The 19,239-nt window shown below is 34.3% G+C and carries 22 protein-coding genes and 2 riboswitches; of the genes, 16 read left to right on the forward strand and 6 right to left on the reverse strand.

Going from position 1 to position 19,239, the window contains the following annotated elements:
- Positions 1 to 6: 6 nt before the first annotated feature.
- Positions 7 to 1,887 (forward strand): hypothetical protein, encoded by a 1,881-nt coding sequence (locus MKY94_RS09830; protein ID WP_191697059.1) that lies wholly within the window; start codon positions 7 to 9, stop codon positions 1,885 to 1,887.
- A gap of 164 nt (positions 1,888 to 2,051) precedes the next feature.
- Here MKY94_RS09830 and MKY94_RS09835 read toward each other — a convergent pair whose 3' ends face one another.
- Together MKY94_RS09835 and MKY94_RS09840 are read right to left on the reverse strand one after the other, a co-directional pair.
- Complete coding sequence (locus MKY94_RS09835; RefSeq protein WP_151109990.1) at positions 2,052 to 3,248, reverse strand: toxic anion resistance protein; 1,197 nt, start codon at positions 3,246 to 3,248, stop codon at positions 2,052 to 2,054.
- On the reverse strand, positions 3,226 to 3,897 hold the full coding sequence (locus MKY94_RS09840; RefSeq protein ID WP_144536615.1) for a 5-bromo-4-chloroindolyl phosphate hydrolysis family protein: 672 nt from the start codon (positions 3,895 to 3,897) through the stop codon (positions 3,226 to 3,228). Before MKY94_RS09840 ends, MKY94_RS09835 begins: the two co-directional genes overlap by 23 nt.
- 256 nt (positions 3,898 to 4,153) lie before the next feature.
- Here MKY94_RS09840 and MKY94_RS09845 point away from each other — a divergent pair, with 256 nt between their 5' ends.
- The 5 genes from MKY94_RS09845 (at position 4,154) to MKY94_RS09865 (ending at position 6,954) form a co-directional block, all read left to right on the forward strand.
- The gene (locus tag MKY94_RS09845) at positions 4,154 to 4,432 is read left to right on the forward strand and encodes a DUF1033 family protein (protein ID WP_144536613.1); all 279 of its coding nucleotides are present in this window, start codon (positions 4,154 to 4,156) and stop codon (positions 4,430 to 4,432) included.
- A gap of 194 nt (positions 4,433 to 4,626) precedes the next feature.
- Entirely contained in the window at positions 4,627 to 4,827 is a 201-nt protein-coding gene (locus MKY94_RS09850; protein ID WP_144536611.1) for a cold-shock protein, read from the forward strand.
- 155 nt (positions 4,828 to 4,982) lie between these two features.
- Complete coding sequence (locus MKY94_RS09855) at positions 4,983 to 5,822, forward strand: STAS domain-containing protein (RefSeq protein WP_144536609.1); 840 nt, start codon at positions 4,983 to 4,985, stop codon at positions 5,820 to 5,822.
- Between the two features lie 201 nt (positions 5,823 to 6,023).
- Positions 6,024 to 6,512: a DUF1232 domain-containing protein gene (locus tag MKY94_RS09860; RefSeq protein ID WP_144536607.1), complete on the forward strand. Its 489-nt coding sequence runs from the start codon at positions 6,024 to 6,026 to the stop codon at positions 6,510 to 6,512.
- Between the two features lie 58 nt (positions 6,513 to 6,570).
- Positions 6,571 to 6,954, forward strand: a complete 384-nt coding sequence (locus MKY94_RS09865; protein WP_342578676.1) for a hypothetical protein — start codon at positions 6,571 to 6,573, stop codon at positions 6,952 to 6,954.
- Between the two features lie 84 nt (positions 6,955 to 7,038).
- Here MKY94_RS09865 and MKY94_RS09870 read toward each other — a convergent pair whose 3' ends face one another.
- Positions 7,039 to 8,640 (reverse strand): ATP-binding cassette domain-containing protein, encoded by a 1,602-nt coding sequence (locus tag MKY94_RS09870; protein ID WP_144536605.1) that lies wholly within the window; start codon positions 8,638 to 8,640, stop codon positions 7,039 to 7,041.
- 360 nt (positions 8,641 to 9,000) lie between these two features.
- Between MKY94_RS09870 and MKY94_RS09875 the strand changes: the two genes are divergently transcribed.
- Positions 9,001 to 9,198 carry a transcriptional regulator gene (locus tag MKY94_RS09875; protein WP_151113674.1) on the forward strand — a complete coding sequence of 66 codons (198 nt, stop codon included), beginning with the start codon at positions 9,001 to 9,003 and terminating at the stop codon, positions 9,196 to 9,198.
- Between the two features lie 183 nt (positions 9,199 to 9,381).
- Positions 9,382 to 9,762: a YolD-like family protein gene (locus tag MKY94_RS09880; protein WP_191697060.1), complete on the forward strand. Its 381-nt coding sequence runs from the start codon at positions 9,382 to 9,384 to the stop codon at positions 9,760 to 9,762.
- Between the two features lie 185 nt (positions 9,763 to 9,947).
- On the opposite strand, the gene MKY94_RS09885 is transcribed toward MKY94_RS09880, so the two are convergent.
- The 3 genes from MKY94_RS09885 to msrA form a co-directional block, all read right to left on the reverse strand.
- The gene (locus MKY94_RS09885) at positions 9,948 to 10,262 is read right to left on the reverse strand and encodes a multidrug efflux SMR transporter (protein WP_144536601.1); all 315 of its coding nucleotides are present in this window, start codon (positions 10,260 to 10,262) and stop codon (positions 9,948 to 9,950) included.
- Positions 10,262 to 10,603: a multidrug efflux SMR transporter gene (locus MKY94_RS09890; RefSeq protein ID WP_144536600.1), complete on the reverse strand. Its 342-nt coding sequence runs from the start codon at positions 10,601 to 10,603 to the stop codon at positions 10,262 to 10,264. The genes MKY94_RS09885 and MKY94_RS09890 overlap by 1 nt, the downstream gene beginning before the upstream one ends.
- A 66-nt stretch (positions 10,604 to 10,669) precedes the next feature.
- Positions 10,670 to 10,767, reverse strand: a riboswitch (guanidine-I (ykkC/yxkD leader).
- A gap of 95 nt (positions 10,768 to 10,862) precedes the next feature.
- Positions 10,863 to 11,393 (reverse strand): peptide-methionine (S)-S-oxide reductase MsrA, encoded by a 531-nt coding sequence (gene msrA, locus MKY94_RS09895; RefSeq protein WP_342578590.1) that lies wholly within the window; start codon positions 11,391 to 11,393, stop codon positions 10,863 to 10,865.
- Positions 11,394 to 11,555: 162 nt separating this feature from the next.
- On the opposite strand from msrA, the gene MKY94_RS09900 reads away from it, so the two are divergent.
- The 8 genes from MKY94_RS09900 to speD all read left to right on the forward strand — a co-directional run bounded on the left by MKY94_RS09900 (position 11,556) and on the right by speD (position 19,028).
- A complete protein-coding gene (locus MKY94_RS09900; RefSeq protein WP_342578591.1) occupies positions 11,556 to 12,506 on the forward strand; it encodes an LCP family protein in 951 nt (316 codons plus the stop codon).
- A 70-nt stretch (positions 12,507 to 12,576) separates the two neighbouring features.
- On the forward strand, positions 12,577 to 13,773 hold the full coding sequence (locus tag MKY94_RS09905) for an AI-2E family transporter (protein ID WP_144536596.1): 1,197 nt from the start codon (positions 12,577 to 12,579) through the stop codon (positions 13,771 to 13,773).
- A gap of 5 nt (positions 13,774 to 13,778) precedes the next feature.
- Positions 13,779 to 14,174, forward strand: coding sequence for a sporulation protein (locus tag MKY94_RS09910; protein WP_191697063.1), 396 nt, complete (start codon positions 13,779 to 13,781; stop codon positions 14,172 to 14,174).
- Positions 14,175 to 14,303: 129 nt separating this feature from the next.
- Entirely contained in the window at positions 14,304 to 14,531 is a 228-nt protein-coding gene (locus tag MKY94_RS09915) for a hypothetical protein (RefSeq protein ID WP_144536592.1), read from the forward strand.
- Between the two features lie 71 nt (positions 14,532 to 14,602).
- Positions 14,603 to 14,734, forward strand: coding sequence for an RAxF-45 family protein (locus MKY94_RS09920; protein WP_318245402.1), 132 nt, complete (start codon positions 14,603 to 14,605; stop codon positions 14,732 to 14,734).
- Positions 14,735 to 14,842: 108 nt separating this feature from the next.
- A complete protein-coding gene (gene abc-f, locus MKY94_RS09925; protein ID WP_342578592.1) occupies positions 14,843 to 16,708 on the forward strand; it encodes an ABC-F type ribosomal protection protein in 1,866 nt (621 codons plus the stop codon).
- An 89-nt stretch (positions 16,709 to 16,797) separates the two neighbouring features.
- Positions 16,798 to 16,902, forward strand: a riboswitch (SAM riboswitch).
- 199 nt (positions 16,903 to 17,101) lie between these two features.
- Complete coding sequence (gene metA, locus MKY94_RS09930) at positions 17,102 to 18,010, forward strand: homoserine O-succinyltransferase (protein ID WP_342578593.1); 909 nt, start codon at positions 17,102 to 17,104, stop codon at positions 18,008 to 18,010.
- A gap of 202 nt (positions 18,011 to 18,212) precedes the next feature.
- Entirely contained in the window at positions 18,213 to 19,028 is an 816-nt protein-coding gene (speD, locus tag MKY94_RS09935) for an adenosylmethionine decarboxylase (protein WP_144537200.1), read from the forward strand.
- The last annotated feature ends 211 nt before the right edge of the window (positions 19,029 to 19,239 follow it).

The following is a 19,239-nucleotide window of genomic DNA, read 5'->3' on the forward strand; positions in this document are numbered from 1 at the left end:
ATGTAATTGTCTTCGGTAAATCGCTTTATCCAATTCAATAACGAAACGATTGATGCAAGGCAACTGATGCATTACGAAACAATTGCTAAGGCTATGACGAAAAATATGGATATTACAATTAATGAAAGAAAGCTAATTGAGTTTCAACCTGAGGAACAGACTGTTTCTATAAGTGTATTTTGGAGACATCGTAGTGAAGAGGTTATGCATAAAGGTAGACTATCTGATATTTATTTATTAACAGAAGGATTTTGGAAGCATTTTAGTGTTCTTGCATGGTCACATTACCTTGATGAAAGGAATAGTATCCTACCAAAGTTCATGGATCAGATCATCTTTTGTCTGGAAGAGTTTCGATTGATGGAAAGTATTCAAAAAAAACGGATTGGTATGAGGAAAACTTTTGATATTAGAATAGAAACATATTTAGCCTTTCATAAGCAGCAGTTAATAGTAAATTTGCAAAAAGGATTTCTAGCAGATGCTTACCTCAGTTATATGTATATCTGTTTGTATGAGGGAACCATTTATGCTACTGGTCCAGATTCCTTTATCGAAACAAACCGAATTATTCAAAAGGTATATGACAATAAATCTACTCAGGATTCGATTGATCTTGCGTTCCAAATTATAAATATTTTATCAGAGTTTATTTTTGACGATACCCTTCTCCAGTTTTATGCCATCCTATCGCCTTCTAATATAGCAAATATAGATTTTCATTACCATCAAGGGTTGAAGGATTCTGAGATGGGGGAGGAAGCAAAAAAAGATACGATTGAAGAAGTATTTAGATCGTGGCATAGGGAAAATGAGCAGGAGGATGGAGTCCATCTTCAATATGAATTGGAGCATGGCCGGGATGGAAAGGCCGAGCAAAACGTAAATGCAGAACAAGGACAGGAAAATCATGAGATTACCGAAACGGGACGGGGAAACTCCACTGGAAATAACAGTGAAGTTCAGGACGTCAAGTATGAAGAAGAAAAAAGTGGTTATAGCAAAAAAGCGGGCAAGAATTTTGGAAACGAGCATACTAATGTGGTTTATGAAGAAAAAAGGATAGAAATTGTTCCTAACCTCATTCAAAAAACACAACTACAAGCTATTCGACAGGACCAGGCTCCCTTTGTAAAAGCATTTGTACAAGAAATGAAAAAACGAATGGAACAAAAGAAGATAGACCGACGAACAAACCTCTCTAAAGGCAGGCTTTCCACACAAATGACATCCATTTGGACTGAAGAAAGACCAAAACCGTTTTATAAAAAAAATGCTCCAAGTACTCAGTTAAATGCTGTATTTGGTTTACTTGTGGATGGTTCAGCTTCTATGCAGGATAAAATGGAGGAAACCCAAAAAGCCGTTTTATTATTTCATGATGTTCTAAGAGAGTTGAAGATTGTACATGAAATCGTTCTTCATTATGAAGATGCCTTCGAAGCATCTGAAACTAAGCAACCAAACACCTTTGAATGGGTTCATCGTTTAGAGGATGGTCAAAAAGATAGTGGTTTAAGTATTTTGTCTATGGAAGCACATGAGGATAATCGTGATGGATTTGCTATCCGCTGGATTGGTAAACGACTAGAGGCACGACCAGAAAATCATAAATTCTTACTTGTTTTCTCTGACGGAGAGCCTTCTGCGTTTGGTTATGCACAAAACGGCATTATGGACACTGCAGAGGCTGTATTGGAGGTTGAACGAAAAAAGATATCCATTCTTCATCTTTTCCTAAATGATGAGGAAGCCACTGAAGAACAGATAGAGCTTTTTCATCTGATATTTGGTAAGAAAACTGCTACTGCTGCATCTTTGGAAAAGTTCTCAGATGAAACTTTACGGTTGCTACGGAAAATGCTTCATCATATCGTTAAAAGCTGATTAGTGAAAACAAAACTATAGCGTTGTGTTTTTTTGGTGTGGCTTTGAGGAGAAATTGGAGAGAGGCTTTATTGTAAATTGTGTAATTGAATAGGAACTACTAGGTTTTTCTATAAGCATATAATATAAAAAGGCATCGCCAATAAAAGCTATGCCTTTTTATATTATGGTTGTACGGATCTGTTTTTAGATTGGTCAGCGATGAGAAGTAGACGTTGTTTCAGTTCTTCTTCCATACGGCTAATTTCTATTTCTGCTGCTTTACGTTTTACTCTTCCATCGGCTTGGATACGCATTGTTTCCTCGATTGTTTGAAGAAGATTTTCCTGTGTTTTCTTCAATGTATCGATTTCTACGATGCCACGTTCATTTTCTTTAGCAGTTTCAATACTATTTACTTTTAACATTTCTGAGTTTTTCAAGAGCAAATCATTTGTTGTTTTCGTTACCTGTCTTTGGGCCGCCACTGCTTTTTGCTGACGATTTAATGTAAGAGCGATAGCAATTTGGTTCTTCCACAATGGAATAGATGTCATAATTGACGATTGAATTTTTTCAGCTAACGTTTGGTTGGTTTGCTGAATCATTCGGATTTGCGGAGCGCTTTGGATGGTAATTTGACGTGAAAGTTGCAAATCATATACTCTTTTTTCTAAGCGGTCTACAAACTGTGCCATGTCATTAACTTCTTGATATGCCATTTGATCGTTAGACATTTCCGCTTTTCTTCTTAATTCTGGTATTGTTACATTTACAATTTCATCTCTTTTAAGCTCAGCTGCAGCAATATACACATTTAAAGCCTGGAAATATGTTTTGTTTTGATCGTAAAGTTTATCTAGCATTTGAACATCTTCCACAAGTCCACGTTTGGAATGCTCTAATTGAATGCCTATTCTGTCAATCTGAGTGCTTAGCTTTTGGTATTTAGTCATCATTTCTTGTACAGAACGGTTAACTCGATTAAAGAGTTTTCGGATACCTGATTTCTTTTCTGTGGAAAGCTCCTCGGGATTCAGCTCAGATAACTTTTTCATTAAATCGCCTAAAATATCACCAACTGGCCCAATATCTTTTTTCTGAACATGATCTAACATTTGGTGGGAAAAGCGAGTAAGCTCTGTTTGAGCATTGGCACCATATGTTAGTATCGCCTCATAGTTTCCAGCTGGTATTTGATCAGCTAATTGTTGAGCTTTCTGTTTTTCTTCTTCCGATAAACGATCTATTAATTTCGTTGGTAATGCATCTTTTGTTTGTTCGGAAACTGCTTGAGGCTTAGCTTCATTTAGAGCAAATGGGTTATTTAGTAGTTCGTCCATTAAAAAATCATCTGTTTTATTCGAGGTATTTTCGCTCATCTTTTGTCTCTCCTTTTAAATATAAAGGTTTAGCTTTTTTAGATACTGATAATTTAGCAAAGTCTAATTCCATTCTCAAATGCTCCATGTCGCTTGCTAGAACATTTTTTAAGTCATCTTCCATTACAGTGTTGATGGATTCTAAAGTCTCTCGTGTATCTTCTAAAGCTAGCTTCATTTCTCTGTTTTTAGAAGGTTGAGAAACTAAGAAAGTATACTTAGAAGTAAGTTCTACAGCTGAATCTAGATGAGCGTAGAAGAAGTTTTCTGCTTGATAAAATTTTTTAGGGTTTGCTTTAACCAATGCAATAATTCGTTTGGCTAATCTATTTAGTTCAAAAAGCTGTTTAAAGGAACTTATAGATCGCACTTTCAAATAATGACTATTAAGAGTACGGACCTTTGCATTAGCTTCCTTGATTTGATTTCGAATGTGGAAATATTCAGATGCTGTTAAATCATATTTCTTCATAATGGATTTTTGTTGTATTTTTTTAATCGTAAAGTTAGAGGCTGCATAAACGATAACAGCTAGTCCGGAACTCCCTAAAAATCCAAAATCGAGAGGAAAAAAGAATGTAAACCATGATGCAATCATGATTGGAATATTTATAAAATGACGAATGACGGTTTGAACTGCTTCAGTCATAGTCAAGACCTCCTTATATATACACTACATTATACGAATGAGAGAAAAGAAGGTTTCATTTTGCAAAAATAAACAATATGGGAAGAGCCTTTATAAGCTTACCCAATTTCTCCATTTTGTTTGTAGTTGTTAATTATAACTTAACCCAAAGAGAGAAGATTTTCAATTTAAACAGTTCAAGTAAGTCGTAACAGTAGACAAAATAATTTAGAGCAGTAAAATATGAATTATTATAAAGTATTAGAGGCGATATATTATGTATGAGGTAATTTATATGAAAGCAGATTATGAACCATGGTGGGCTTTTGAAGGATGGGAAGATCATATTTTAGAAAGAGTTTCGTTTGAAAAGGAAGAAGATGCACGATTGTATCTTGATAACAGGCTAACAGAATTTCGTAGAAAATTTCCAAAAGAAGAATCTAGAGAGGATAAATTCTGGGCTTTTTGGTCTGTTAAGGAGCAATGCTATTGTGAGTCCTGTGAGGATGATTTACAAATATTTCATGGTATCATCTGGAAAACTATCGAATAAACGATTTAGAATAATGTAAAAGTTTGTTGACTATATTTATCCAAATGCTATAATTTAGATAACAATTAAAATGATAAACCGTATTAGCAATTCACATATCCCATGTAGTGATCGATGATGTGATGTCGGTACTTCATGGAATATGTGAATTTTTAGATTTACATATTGTTAATTTTATTTTTGGAGGTAATAACATGAAACAAGGTACTGTAAAATGGTTTAACGCAGAAAAAGGATTTGGATTCATCGAAGTTGAAGGAGAAAATGACGTATTCGTACACTTCTCTGCTATTCAAGGTGAAGGCTTCAAATCACTTGAAGAGGGACAAAGTGTAGAATTTGAAGTAGTAGAAGGAAATCGCGGACCTCAAGCTGCAAATGTTACAAAACTATAAGTTAGAAAGCCCATCATTTAGATGGGCTATTTTTTTTTGTCTCAAAATAAAAAATGTTTATGAAAACACTATCCGCATAGTGTTTAACTTTAAAACTATATGGGTAAATAAGACGAGTGTTCAAATTATCATTAAAATATCTAGGGGGAAGCAACTTGGAAAAGCTATTTTTAGACGAAAGAATTATAGAGTACTTTAAAGAGAACAAGAATCGTGTTCAAGAAAATCTTCTTTCTGAAGCTGTAAATGTCCGTGACAAGATTAATGACATTTTAAGAGTTGGAGATATTGATTTAATTAATAATGCACATAGTCTTATTAAGAATATTATCGAAGGTAATGATGAGGAGTTAGACTTATTTGCTAAGCAAGAAGGAATCGCTTGGGCAACTCATTCCTTAACTTTAGCCTTCAAACTTGAATGGGTGCAGGCTATCCGTAGAACAGTCTGGGCCTTTATAAAAGAAATGAATGATCTTGAAGACTATTGGAATATGGAAGATTTCTTTGAAATAGAAAAACTGCTAAATAATCGAATAGATAATTTCTTAAACGCATTTTTCATAAATTATTCTACTTATAAAGATGCATTGATACTCTCTCAAAGAAAGGTTGTCGAAAATCTTTCAGTACCAATTATACCAATTACACCTTCTATCTGTATTTTACCTTTAATTGGTTCAGTTGATACATATCGAACAGCAATTTTAGAAGAGAAAGTATTGACAGAAATAGGAAGACTACGAATACAAACTTTAATCATAGATTTATCTGGAATTGCTGAAATGGAAAATGACGTAATAGAGCATCTTATGAAAACTTTATATGGAACTGCCATGATGGGGTGTCAAACAATAATTACCGGCTTAAGACCAGAGGTTGTTCGTCAAATGATCCGATTAGGAATGATGTTTGATAAAGATACAAAAACCTATGGCACATTACAACAAGCTTTAAATGAGTATTTAAATATAGGTGAAATAACATTAAAATAAGTTTATCTCATAAACAGAACATGCATGGAACAGGGATATTTAATGGCTTATCATTCATCCTGTACTTTGTTACAGGTGCCTGGCACCTGTAACAAAGTACGCAAGCTGTAGTGGAAATCAATTATTTCATTTAAGTAGTACTATATATGTTTCATTTACCTAAATATTTGGTATAGTGATAAAAAGAAGGGGGAGTTTTGTATGGACTTAGAGTTAAAAAAGGAATTGCCTTCCTATGATGAACAACAAGATTTTTATACGAAATTACGCGCTAAAATAACAAATTACGTTGATTCAAAATCAAATAAGATGGGAAAGTTTACTCCGTATCTTTTGTTTGCTCCTGATTTTTTTCATTTACTTATTAAATCAATGTTGGATGACCGCATTGACTCGAAAAGTAAAACACTTATAGGGAGTGGTATTCTTTACTTTATTACTCCAATCGATATCTTACCAGAGGGCCTAGTGGGACCTGGTGGTTTCATCGATGATATTATAGTTGCAGCATTTATCGTCAATATGCTATTAAATAAATTTTCACCTGAAATTGTAGAAGAGCATTGGGCTGGAGAAGACAAACTTTTAAACACGTTGAAAAAGGTATCGGAAACTGGAGATACTGTTTTAGGAAAATTACCGGCTCGTTCATTGCTTGGCCGATTTATCAAAACTTCAAAAAAAGCATGAGACAATAATTGTCTCATGCTTTTTTAAAAATTGATAATAGTAACTATTTTTGTTTGAGGTGGTAATAGTGGAATATTTTGAAGAAGCAAAAGCTATTTGGAAAAAATATGTTCCGCCGAATGGACAATCGGAAACCGTAGAAGGAGAATTAATTAGAGCTATTGAGAAGTTAAGATATGAGGCACAGAATAATGGCAATGCGAATTGGGATGTTGAATTTGTTCGATTCTGTGATTATATATGGGATTCTCTAAATGATGATGTTGTTTTTAAGCATGATGAGTTAAAAGAGATCAAAAATGATGTAGACGAGTTGCGAAATTCAGTTTCACCTGTTTTTGATGACGAATTGTATGATCGTATTATAGATCGTATAATCGAGTGGGGTCTGGTACATTATGGACCAATTAATAGAGATTTAGATCCTCTGCAATATAGATGAGAAAAGGGTATCCGTGAATTATCACGAATACCCTTTTTTAAGATAAGAAAATGAAGATTTTATCTAGCACTGCGCTTTTCTATATTATAATTTTTGAGCTTCTTTCCATTCCAAAAATTCATCGTATGTCAGCTGCTTATCTAAGATAGAGCCGTCCTTGCGGATTTCGATTACACGATTTGCAATCGTTTGAATGAACTGATGGTCATGAGAGGTGAAGATCATAGCACCTTTAAACGCGATTAAGCCATTGTTTAGGGCTTGGATTGATTCTAAGTCTAAGTGGTTGGTAGGCTCATCTAATAACAAAACATTACTTTCAGAAAGCATCATTTTGGATAGCATACAACGAACTTTTTCTCCTCCAGATAGTACGGAAGGCTTTTTCTTTACTTCTTCACCAGAGAATAGCATACGTCCTAGGAATCCACGTAAGAATGTCTCACTTTCATCATCTGGTGAATATTGACGAAGCCAATCAACTAGAGACGTTTCTGAACCGTTAAAGTATTTTGCGTTATCAAGAGGGAAATAAGCACGAGATGTAGTAACGCCCCATCTGATAGATCCTTCTTGTGGCTCTTCCTCTTCAGCTAGAAGACGAAGTAGAGCAGACTTAGCGAGCTCATCACCTAGCAAAATAATTTTGTCGTCCTTATTCATAGTGAAATTCATGCCAGAGAATAGTTTTTCGTTCTCTAATGAGTAACCAAGATCTTGAACTTGTAAAACGTCATTTCCAATTTCACGTTTCATAGCAAAGTTAACATATGGATACTTACGAGAAGATGGTCTAATATCATCTAACTCGATTTTATCTAACATTTTTTTACGTGAAGTTGCTTGCTTAGATTTAGATGCGTTAGCACTAAAGCGAGCAATGAAGGCTTGTAATTCTTTAATTTTTTCTTCTTTTTTACTGTTTTGATCTTGTGCCATTTTAGTTGCAAGCTGACTCGATTCATACCAGAAGTCATAGTTTCCAACATAAACTTGAATTTTACTAAAGTCTAAGTCTGCAATATGTGTACAAACCTTGTTTAAAAAGTGACGGTCATGCGAAACTACGATAACAGTATTTTCAAAGTTGATCAAGAAATCTTCTAGCCATTGAATTGCTTTTATATCTAAATGGTTGGTAGGCTCATCTAGTAAAAGTACGTCTGGTTTACCAAACAATGCTTGTGCTAAAAGGACCTTCACTTTTTCTGAACCTGTTAATTCAGACATTTTCTTTTGGTGCATACTATCTGGAATTCCTAAACCTTGTAGAAGGATTGCTGCTTCTGATTCAGCTTCCCAACCGTTTAGATCGGCGAATTCGCCTTCTAGCTCGGCTGCACGCATACCATCTTCATCAGAAAAGTCTTCTTTCATATAAATTGCATTTTTTTCATTCATTACTTCATATAAACGCTTATGACCCATAATAACTGTTTCTAACACATTATATTCTTCATACTCAAAGTGATTTTGCTTCAAAATCGCTAAGCGCTCATCTGGATTCATAATCACATTACCTTCTTGTGGCTCAATTTCACCTGACAAGATTTTGATAAATGTAGACTTACCAGCTCCGTTTGCACCGATTAACCCATAGCAGTTACCTGGTGTAAACTTTATATTTACATCTTCGAATAATTTACGATCGCCAAATCGAAGACTTACATTACTTACTGCAATCATACTATACCTCCTAAAATTCACAATGCTCTTATTATAGCATGTAGTTTAAACAAAAGCTATCAAACGTTGATATGTTGGGGTTTAGAGCTGAATTAATTAATGGAGTGCCCCAATTTTGGCCATACTTAATTGTAAAATATTTTTGAAACAAACTTACTGATTATTGTTCAAATTACAAATAGAATAAAAAAAATTGACTTAAACTTGTAATTTGAACCCAAAATGGCGATAAAGCTGAACGTAATAAATAAAAATGACTATTTTATTTTTTCCTGAAATTTCAAGTTGTAAAAACAAACAAATGTTCTTATAATAAATAAAAAGGAGGGAACAAATGTGCGTATTTCAATTTTGAATTCAATGAAAACAAATCAAGTATTTGAAATGATTTATATGAAAAACAACGGTGAAATCAGCAAGAGGAGAGTAAAAGTATTGAGTGCTTCAAAGGAAACATTCCAAGCCTACTGCTTTTTAAGGGGTACTAAAAGGATTTTTAAAATTAACAACGTATTAGCATTTGTCCCTGTCATTCATAAAGAAAGGACGGTTATTTAACAAAACTACTTGTTGTAGGAAGCTGTCTGAAGAACAATATACTTTTCATTCAAAGAAAATCAAAAAGCGGATGGCTTTAGATATTCTCTAGCTAGCTAATTAATAGTCAATTTAACATTTAAAAAAGAAAGGCTAATCATTTTTATTGAACCTTACTTATTACATTAAAGGAGAGTTTGACTTATGGGTTTTCATGATGCCTTTTTCGAAGAAGCAAAGAAATCAAAATATAATATTGATCCACGAAGAAATATTAAGTGGGGAACTTCAATGATGCTTCCAGAGCATGTAGCATTGCTACGTGATTATTACGAGGAAGTAAAAAGAGAGCCCAAACCAGAGTTAACAGAATATGATTACGTAACATTATCAGAGAATTTGGATATAGCTTATACATCCAAAAGTGATACAAAAATTAAAAGATGGAAAAATGGACAATTTGTTTATAATAGGGGAATTATCGAGGAAGTTGACTTAAAGCACAGGGTGATTCAGCTACAGGACCCATTTTATTTATTATCAATAAAAATAGATGAAATAGTAGATGTTACGATTATGGATTAAACTAAATGAATTTAAGAAGAATAAGTAAATAGAAGGAGAGGGTGTTGAGAAATAAATAGATAAGAAAACTAACAGTAGAATATTGATAAAATCAAAGATCAAAAAGAATTTTCTACCGAGTAATTTTTATCTTCTAACTTTATTTAATAAATAAATTCTCCTCCTACAACCCATCAACAATAACTTTAGGCTACAAGTTTTAAACCTACTGCAGCCCCTAAAACCATGCTTATAAAAACAATTCTTTTCCAATCTGAGGATTCTCCGTATAAAACCATACCCAAAATTGCTCCACCAGAAGCACCAATTCCTGTCCAAATAGCATAAGCTGTACCCATAGGAAGTGTTTTCATTGAATAAGCAAGAAGTATAAAGCTTGCTCCAAACCCTAAAATTAATATCACAAGCGTTTGCCAATTTCGATCTTTATGCAACTTACTTATCATTGCAACACCAAACATTTCACACAATCCTGCTAAGATTAAAGAAATCCAGGCCATTAGGATTCATTCCCTTCTTGAACTTTGTCGGGTGTAACTAGTTTCAAGCCAATTACTCCTGCTAACAAAAATAATATCAAAAGTACTTTTTCTACTTGGAACGGTTCGCCAAAAAATAGTATTTCAGAGAAGACAGTTCCTGCCGTACCTAAACCAACAAAAACTGCATATACAGTTCCTACTGGAAGTCTACGTCCAGACATGATCATTAAATAAAAACTGATAAAAATAGCAATGACGGTTCCAGCCCATGTCCAAAAGTCATCCGCATGTTTTAAACCAATAACCCAAAAAATCTCAAAGATAGCAGCAACAAATACCTTAATCCAGTCTTTATTCATCTAAAAGCACCTCCAAATTTATTATTACCAAAAATAAAAAAGCCTAGAAGATAACTGTTTAACAGTTTCTCCCAGGCTTTTATCCTTCCGTGACACAGCAAAGCTGTGAGTTTTCTCTCGGTCCAGACTAACGTAACTGTTACGGAACCCTAGAAAACATTTAAAGTATATAATTACTTTGTATTATACACATTTTAATACTAAAATCAATATTATGTTGAAAAAATTTTAATCCCTTAAGCATAAGCTCAGTCTGTAGTTAGCTTTGAGTTTTATTCCAATGCTTGCCGAGGAATTCATCTCTTCCGGATTGTGCACGATCTTCTTTATAGTGATCAGGACTTTTTTTATAAAAGTCTTGGTGATAATCCTCAGCAATATAAAAGACCTTGGCATCTCTTATTGTGGTAACGATTGGCTTAGAAAATTTACCGCTTTCTGCTAGCTGCTGTTTCGATTTTTCTGCTAGCTCTCGTTGGTTCTCATTATAAACAAATATAGCAGTACTATAGCTTTCTCCACGGTCCTGGAATTGCCCTCCAGCGTCTGTGGGATCAATTTGCTGCCAATAAATTTCTAATAGCTTTTCATAGGAAAAGATAGATGAATCATATTGTATTTCTACTACCTCTAAGTGCCCAGAATCACCTTTTTTTACCTGTTCATACGTAGGGTTTTCAATATGCCCACCCATATAACCTGAGGTTACTTTATGTATTCCGTCCCATGTATCAAATGGTTTTACCATGCACCAAAAACAGCCTCCGGCAAACGTAGCTTTTTCTATCATTTTTATATACCTCCTAATATAGTAAAATGATTTTACCATTACTTTTGAAGTTGTACAAAATTCTGAAACCAAGTTTATGAAAATACGTTATTATAAGAGTAGGCTACTAATGGCATTTAAGTGCCTTTTCATATAGCTGAGGAACTTAAGGGGAGATTTATAATGGATGAAGAACAAGTAAAAGAAAGAAGATACAAACCGAAGAAGAAGCTACGAAAAGGTAGAGTGATATTAACTATACTTATCGTTTTTGTATTAGTTATAGGCACTTATTCATTTTTACAATATAGAGCAGGATATAATTTAGCGAAGGAAACAAAAGTTCATCAAGAAATCGACTTCGAGGGTGACTCTTGGTCTAAAGGCGAGCGAGAAAATATTTTAGTCCTTGGTGCCGATTCAGGAGCAGGAGGGAAAGAAAAATCCAGAACTGACACGATGATGGTTATTTCCTGGGATAAGAAAAGTAATGATGTGAAAATTATCTCGTTCATGCGAGACATCTATGCAGATATTCCAAACTATCAATCATATAAGTTAAATACTGCATACTATTTGGGCGGTGTCCCGACTCTTCAGGCAACATTGAAGAATATGTTTGATATCCCGATACATCATTATGCCCTTATCGATTTTAGGAGCTTTGAGTCACTTGTTGATATTCTTGCGCCCGAAGGGATAAAAATGGATGTGGAAAAAGATATGTCCGAAAAAATTGGTGTGTCCTTAACTAAAGGGGAGCAACAATTAGATGGGAAGGAATTACTAGGTTATGCAAGATTCCGTGCAGATAATGAAGGCGATTTTGGGAGGGTTGCCCGACAACAAAAAGTGATGGAAGCTTTAAAGGATGAAGTGCTATCTATAGATAATATTTCTAATGTTCCTCAATTCTTAGGTGCAGCAGAGGGATATATCCAAACAGATTATTCAAGAAAAGATAAAGCTATTCGAGTGATGGATGCAATCGTTAGTGGAAAATTAGAAATAGACAAAATGACGATTCCTGTAGAAGGGAGTTATTCTTTTAAGAGCTATAAGCATGCTGGTTCTGTAATTGTCATTGATAAAGAGCAAAATAGGAAAGCAATAGAAGATTTTTTATCAAATTAGTAGCTTCTACATTTGATATTGAATCTTTACACTCGTAAAATAAGGGTATAGGAAAGGATGTTTGGTAAAAGTGGAACCAGAAAAGCCTTCTTTTTTCTCAACGAGATACATAAAGTTTTTAGGTGGGCGTAATACTATATTCACCCTTATATTGCTGTTGATGATTGGGTTAATCATTATGATTTATGATGAAATTTCCTTTATTTTTGTCCCGCTCACAGTTTTTTTGGGGAATGTTATACTACCAATCATTTTAGCGGTCATTGTTTATTATTTACTTAGACCGATATTGCGAATGCTAGAAAAAATTAAAGTTAAAAGAGTGCTCGGAATACTCCTGATCTTTTTAGCTTTAGTAGGAATTGTTACCTTATTGGTATTTCTTGTGTTTCCCTTTTTAAAAGCTCAATTTTTTAGATTGGCAGAAGAGCTCCCAGGTTATTTTATAGAAGTATTGAGTCAATTAGATTCATTTTTGAGAACAAATACTTTTATTAGCTCTTATTATTTACAAATAGAGAATGATGTTGCTAATCTGTTATATGATTTACCAAAGGAACTAGGAGCATTCTTCCAAAATACCTTCACTGGTATAGCAACTGGTATTTCATCTTTTATCGGTATACTTACTAGCTTCATATTAGCAATTGTCACTGTGCCTTTTATCTTATTTTACCTTTTAAAGGATGGAGAAAAGCTTCCTGCATATATTCTTAAAATATTTCCACCTCGTATGAGAGAGGATTTAAAATCGGTATTTACTAGCATAGACAAGCAAATTAGCTCTTACATCCAAGGTCAGATACTTGTTTCCATGTGCATAGGAATAATGATTTTTATTGGTTTCACCATTATTGGAATGGATTATGCATTATTGTTAGGCGTATTGGCTATGGTAACAAGTGTTGTCCCTTATCTAGGGCCAGTTATAGCTATTACTCCAGCAGCTATTATTGCTTTAGTCACATCGCCATTTATGTTGATTAAGCTCGCTGTTGTATGGACGGTTGTTCAACTGATTGAAGGGAAATTTATATCCCCACAAATTATGGGTAAATCACTACATGTGCATCCAATTACTATTATTTTTGTATTGATTACTTCTGGTGCATTATTCGGAGTTCCTGGAGTTATATTAGGTATTCCGGGGTATGCCATTTTAAAAGTTATAGTTTCCCATTTTTACACATTGTTTAAAAAGAGGTACAATAAATTTGAACCGGTTGTAGAAAAACATTATGAGTACACAAATAACAAGGTGGAATGAGAGTAATGGCCAAAAAATTTAACTCCAGTATAGAAGTAAAATCAATAAAGATTGATACAATTGTGGATCATCCTTATATCGAACACGGTATAAATCTTTCAGGAACTATCTATATTGATGGCGTACATGACTATGAGCAAATTGAAAATATTAAATTAGAAGTCTTTAAAGTGATTAATGGTAAAGTACCAAAGGTTGTTTCCAAGCATTCTATTGAACTGGTTGGTACTGTCGCATCTAAGGATATGCAAATGATTCCTTTTGAAATAATGCCAGATGAAAGATGGCTTCCAGATGGTGAAGAAGAAATGACTACACTTATCTTAAGAACGACCGTCTTGTTTGAAAATGGTTCCGAATACAATGATGAAGATGAAATACATTTTGATATTGAGGAATAAAAAGCAAAGAATCCCAGCATTTATTGCTGGTTTTTTTGTGGATAAAATTCTATTTGAAGACCACTCTATGTGAAAAGAGACTGCAGATTATTGCTTACAAGTGATATCTGCATCATAAAGGAGCAACCGATGAAAAAGTTAATTGTTTTGTTAATATTAGTTTTGTTGCCTTTAACTGCTTGTGGAGAAGATCGTACTTCAAATGATGTCCCACCGCCAGAAACGATCGATAATACAAGGGATAGTATTACCCCGGAATCAGGGAATGAAGAAGTTAATAAAGAAAATGATGAAGGAATGCCAAACACGAACGAGCTTAACGATCCTGGCTTAGAGGGCTTAAAAGGTGACGAATAAAAATTCACATTGTACAAAATAGTGGAATATGTTAAAATAGTCTTACATTAATGACCGGAGGTGAAGAAGGAATGAAAAACGCTGTGAATGCACATGGATTTATTTTGGGATTTTTATCCATATCCTGTGCGATTACTCATGGATTTACTAAGAACGGGACCAGTCTGTCCTTTTTTAAACAGTTACATGAAATTCACAGCTGATAAGCCATTCTTTCTGAACCACATTTAGGAGACTGCTCGCTTATGGAGCAGTCTTTTTGTATGCAGAAAAATGCTTCCAGCTATATTTTGGAGAGGAAGCGAATTAGAATGATATGTAAAATACAGGAAATTAGTAAAATGCTTGGTGGAAACACAATATTTGAGGATTTAACCTTGGATGTAAGGTCTGGAGAAAAATTAGGGATAGTTGGTAGAAATGGAAGCGGTAAAACAACTCTTTTTAAAATGATTGCAGGTATAGAAAAACCAGATCAAGGTACGATAACCTTCAAAAAGGGGACAAAAATAGGTTATCTTGCTCAAATCCCCACTTTTGAAAACCATATTACAGGGAAAGATCTGCTATATGATGCTTTTGAGGATATAAGGCTACTTCAGCAAAAGATGAGCGAACTAGAACATGAGCTTGCAGTAGCTGATTCTGAGATATTAGAAAAGCTCTTAAAACAGTATGGGGATATTCAGGAAAAATTCACTTTACAGGGTGGATACGGTATTGACTCGGAAATTGATAAAGTAATTCAAGGGTTACAGCTAAGTGGCTTTGTCAATCAGACTTTTTCAAGTTTAAGTGGGGGTGAGCAAACAAAAATAATGCTTGGACAGCTTCTTCTAACCAGACCACAGTTATTACTTTTGGATGAGCCGACCAATCATTTGGATTTGTATGCTATAGAGTGGCTGGAGGAATATTTGGTTAACTATTCAGGGACTGTAGTTTTAATTTCACACGACCGATATTTCCTAGATACGGTTGTCACTAATGTTGCCGATCTTGAGGACGGGATGTTAACACTTTATCATGGTAATTATTCTTCGTTTTTAATAGAGAAGGAAGAAAAGCTGACTCGTGAATTCCAGCAATATGAGGAACAACAAAAAAAGATAAAAAAAATGAGAGAAGCCATTAAGAGATTGAAAATTTGGGCTAATCAGGCTGTTCCTCCAAATGCAGGACTTCATCGACAAGCGAGAAATATGGAACGAGCTCTAGAACGTATGGAAAAGGTTCGAAAGCCTTTGATAGATCCTAAAAAAATGAACCTGACATTTGACGCAGCACCTAGAAGTGGAAAAGAAGTAGTAATAATGGAGAGCGTCTCCAAATGCTTTGGAGATAAAAAGATTTTAAATGACACAGATATGCATGTTTATTGGAAAGATCGACTTGCTATAGTAGGAAGAAATGGAACGGGTAAAACAACCATATTAAATATTCTCAGAGGGGAAGAAACAATTGATATAGGGGAAGCTCGATTTGGGAGTAATGTAAGACTTGGCTACCTATCTCAACATTTTGAGATAGGAGATCCAAAAGCTCGATTGATAGATATTTTCAGAGGTGAAGTGAACGTTAGTGAAGGAGAAGCGCGCCACATTTTAGCGAAGTTTATGTTCTACGGACCCGATGTTTTCAAAAGAGTTGCTGATTTAAGCGGTGGAGAAAGAATGCGTCTTCGTCTAGCACAGTTAATGCATCAAGACATCAATTGTTTAATATTAGATGAACCAACTAACCATCTGGACATTGATTCTTGTGAGGTGTTAGAAGAAGCACTCGATGATTTTAGTGGAACAATTATTGCTGTTTCCCATGATAGATATTTCTTAAATAAACTATTTTCAAGAACTGTTTGGCTAGAGAATGGCAAGCTTACAACTTATGAAGGCCCGTTTGAATGGGCAAGAGAAAAATGGGTTGAATTTAGCTCTAAACAAAATTCGGAGAAAGAAATAAAGGAGCAGCATCCCATAAAAAAATCACCAACCACTAAACAAGAAAATAAGGTTCCACTAGAGCACCAAATAAATGAGCTAGAGAAGATAATAAGTGACTTAGAAAATCAGATTAACTTAGAGGCAGACTGGTCAATCTATGAGTCATTAAGCTTGAAGAAATTGCACGCAGAAGAGCAGTTGGAACAATTAATGGAGAAGTGGTTAGAACTATGAGATTAATAGGCTATTCTTGAAAATGGGTTGATATAAATAAGAGACCATGCTAATATTATTTATTGACAAATAATTATAACAATTAAATATTCTTATCAAGAGAAGCGAAGGGATTAGGCCCGTTGAAGCTTCAGCAACCTCTGTTTTACAGAAAGGTGCTAACTCCTACAAGACATTATCTTGGAAGATAAGAGCTAAAGAGCAACTTTCTGCCCCTCTTTTCTTACATGGAAAGAGGGGCATTTTTGTTTGAAAAAAAGTATCTGGTTTTTGGTTGTCTAGCTCAGACTTTACCCACAAGGTTCAAGTAAAATCTGAATTGCTTTGTAATTGTATCTATGTTTTCACTGTACAAACGTTAGTTCTAGTGCTTTTCTATAAGGAGGAAATAAATTGCCTATTAATATTCCAAAACAATTACCGGCAACAAAATTATTAAAAGAAGAGAAAATCTTTGTAATGGATCAAGAAAGAGCATATACACAAGATATTCGTCCACTCAACATCGTTATTTTCAATCTTATGCCTGAAAAAGAAAAAACAGAGTTACAGCTACTAAGACTTTTAGGTAATACACCATTACAAGTAAATATAACATTTATGAATACAGCAACATACGAATCTAAAAATGCTAGTAAAACTCATCTAAATACATTTTATTCGACATTTGATGAAATTAAGGAAAAAAAGTATGATGGGATGATTATTACTGGTGCTCCAATTGAGCAACTTCCATTCGAAGAAGTAGATTACTGGAGAGAGATGAAGGAAATCATGGAATGGTCTAAATCGAATGTGACCTCAACGTTACATATTTGCTGGGGTGCCCAAGCAGCTCTTTATTACCATTATGGAATTGATAAATTTCCTCTTGATCAAAAGTGTTCAGGAGTGTTTAGGCACATTTTAATTGATCAGGTCGAGGATCTAGTAAGAGGATTTAATGACGAATTTAATGCCCCTGTATCGCGTTATACATCTGTTTCAAGAGAAGAAATTGAAAAGAATGAGCACCTAACCGTACTTGCCAATTCTGAGGAAGCTGGAGTCTTTCTTGTGAAATCGAATGACAACAAATATGTGATGGTGACTGGTCACTTAGAGTATGATGCAAATACTTTAGCAGAGGAATATAATAGAGATCTCAACAAAGGAATAGAGGTTCAGATGCCTAAATACTATTTCCCTAACAATGATCCTTCTAGTCAACCATTGAATACATGGAAGGCTCATACGCATCTATTATTTTCAAACTGGTTAAATTACTATGTATACCAAGCTACACCTTATGATTGGGAATAATATGTTTAATTGAACAGTCAGAAGGAAGTATTATTTGTCTTGTATATTAAACTCCTGTTTATTTAAACAGGAGTTTTTCCTATTTTTAGTTTTATTTATTCAGATATTAGGGAAAACAAAAGAGAAGAGACATTGTATTATGCAAAGAAACATATTTTTAAATGGAATTGATTTACACTTTATTGGAAGCGAGGTTAGGTCTATGAGTTTGACACCAAAACAAAGAATCGAGTTACATGGGTTTAATAATCTAACGAAAACACTAAGCTTTAATATGTATGATATCTGTTATACGAGAACCAAGGAAGAAAGGGAAAAATATATAGAATATATTGATGAGCAATATAACGCTGAACGCTTAACTAATATACTAACCAAAGTATCCGAAATTATAGAAGCGAATATATTAAATATTGCACAGCAGGATTACGAGCCGCAGGGTGCAAGTGTAACCATTTTAGTATCGGAAGGACCTGTCGATCAAACACCGATAGAATCATTTAAGCAATCTCCGGGGCCAATACCAGAAACTGTACTTGGTCACCTAGATAAAAGCCATATTACTGTTCATACTTATCCGGAATATCACCCGGATGAAGGAATCAGTACTTTTAGAGCAGATATAGATATTTCTACTTGCGGAGAAATTTCTCCATTAAAAGCACTAAATTATTTGATTCATTCCTTTGAAACTGACGTGATGGTCATGGATTATCGAGTGAGAGGGTTCACGAGAGATGTGAAAGGCCATAAATTATTCATAGATCACGATATTAATTCCATTCAAAATTATATCCCAGATGCTTTGCAGGAATTTTACCATATGATCGATGTTAACGTTTATCAGGAAAATATTTTTCATACTAAATGTAAGCTAAAGCAGTTTGACTTGAATAATTACCTATTTGGCTACAACGAAGATGAACTTTCAGAAGAAGAAAAAATATTGATAACGAAAAAGCTAAAAACAGAAATGGACGAAATCTTTTACGCAAAAAACATGACTCGATCAGATTAAATTGAAAAAAGCTCTGAGTAAATCACTCAGAGCTTTTCATTTGTGTGAAGAATGGACTTTATGACCGGATAGACCAAGTTTATGACCGGATAGAAAAATTTATGACCGGAAAGAAATTTTATAGCCGAATAAACCAGTTGTAAGACAATAGTCATAAAAAAGGTTGATTTATCATTTAATGTTCAGTGAACTACTTAGACGACTCTTACTT

The organism is Psychrobacillus sp. FSL K6-2843 (assembly GCF_038626375.1).
GTDB classification, from domain to species: domain Bacteria; phylum Bacillota; class Bacilli; order Bacillales_A; family Planococcaceae; genus Psychrobacillus; species Psychrobacillus faecigallinarum.

Excerpts from the sequence above, each read along its gene's own strand:
- MKY94_RS09890 (WP_144536600.1), bottom strand. The coding sequence starts at position 10,603 with ATGAATAAAGACTGGATTAAGGTATTTGTTGCTGCTATCTTTGAGATT.
- MKY94_RS09900 (WP_342578591.1), top strand. The coding sequence starts at position 11,556 with ATGGATGAAGAACAAGTAAAAGAAAGAAGATACAAACCGAAGAAGAAG.
- MKY94_RS09910 (WP_191697063.1), top strand. The coding sequence starts at position 13,779 with ATGGCCAAAAAATTTAACTCCAGTATAGAAGTAAAATCAATAAAGATT.
- MKY94_RS09860 (WP_144536607.1), top strand. The coding sequence starts at position 6,024 with ATGGACTTAGAGTTAAAAAAGGAATTGCCTTCCTATGATGAACAACAA.
- MKY94_RS09875 (WP_151113674.1), top strand. The coding sequence starts at position 9,001 with ATGAAAACAAATCAAGTATTTGAAATGATTTATATGAAAAACAACGGT.
- MKY94_RS09885 (WP_144536601.1), bottom strand. The coding sequence starts at position 10,262 with ATGGCCTGGATTTCTTTAATCTTAGCAGGATTGTGTGAAATGTTTGGT.
- MKY94_RS09840 (WP_144536615.1), bottom strand. The coding sequence starts at position 3,897 with ATGACTGAAGCAGTTCAAACCGTCATTCGTCATTTTATAAATATTCCA.
- abc-f (WP_342578592.1), top strand. The coding sequence starts at position 14,843 with ATGATATGTAAAATACAGGAAATTAGTAAAATGCTTGGTGGAAACACA.
- MKY94_RS09870 (WP_144536605.1), bottom strand. The coding sequence starts at position 8,640 with ATGATTGCAGTAAGTAATGTAAGTCTTCGATTTGGCGATCGTAAATTA.
- MKY94_RS09850 (WP_144536611.1), top strand. The coding sequence starts at position 4,627 with ATGAAACAAGGTACTGTAAAATGGTTTAACGCAGAAAAAGGATTTGGA.
- MKY94_RS09845 (WP_144536613.1), top strand. The coding sequence starts at position 4,154 with ATGTATGAGGTAATTTATATGAAAGCAGATTATGAACCATGGTGGGCT.
- MKY94_RS09835 (WP_151109990.1), bottom strand. The coding sequence starts at position 3,248 with ATGAGCGAAAATACCTCGAATAAAACAGATGATTTTTTAATGGACGAA.
- speD (WP_144537200.1), top strand. The coding sequence starts at position 18,213 with ATGAGTTTGACACCAAAACAAAGAATCGAGTTACATGGGTTTAATAAT.
- MKY94_RS09920 (WP_318245402.1), top strand. The coding sequence starts at position 14,603 with ATGAAAAACGCTGTGAATGCACATGGATTTATTTTGGGATTTTTATCC.
- MKY94_RS09880 (WP_191697060.1), top strand. The coding sequence starts at position 9,382 with ATGGGTTTTCATGATGCCTTTTTCGAAGAAGCAAAGAAATCAAAATAT.
- MKY94_RS09915 (WP_144536592.1), top strand. The coding sequence starts at position 14,304 with ATGAAAAAGTTAATTGTTTTGTTAATATTAGTTTTGTTGCCTTTAACT.
- msrA (WP_342578590.1), bottom strand. The coding sequence starts at position 11,393 with ATGATAGAAAAAGCTACGTTTGCCGGAGGCTGTTTTTGGTGCATGGTA.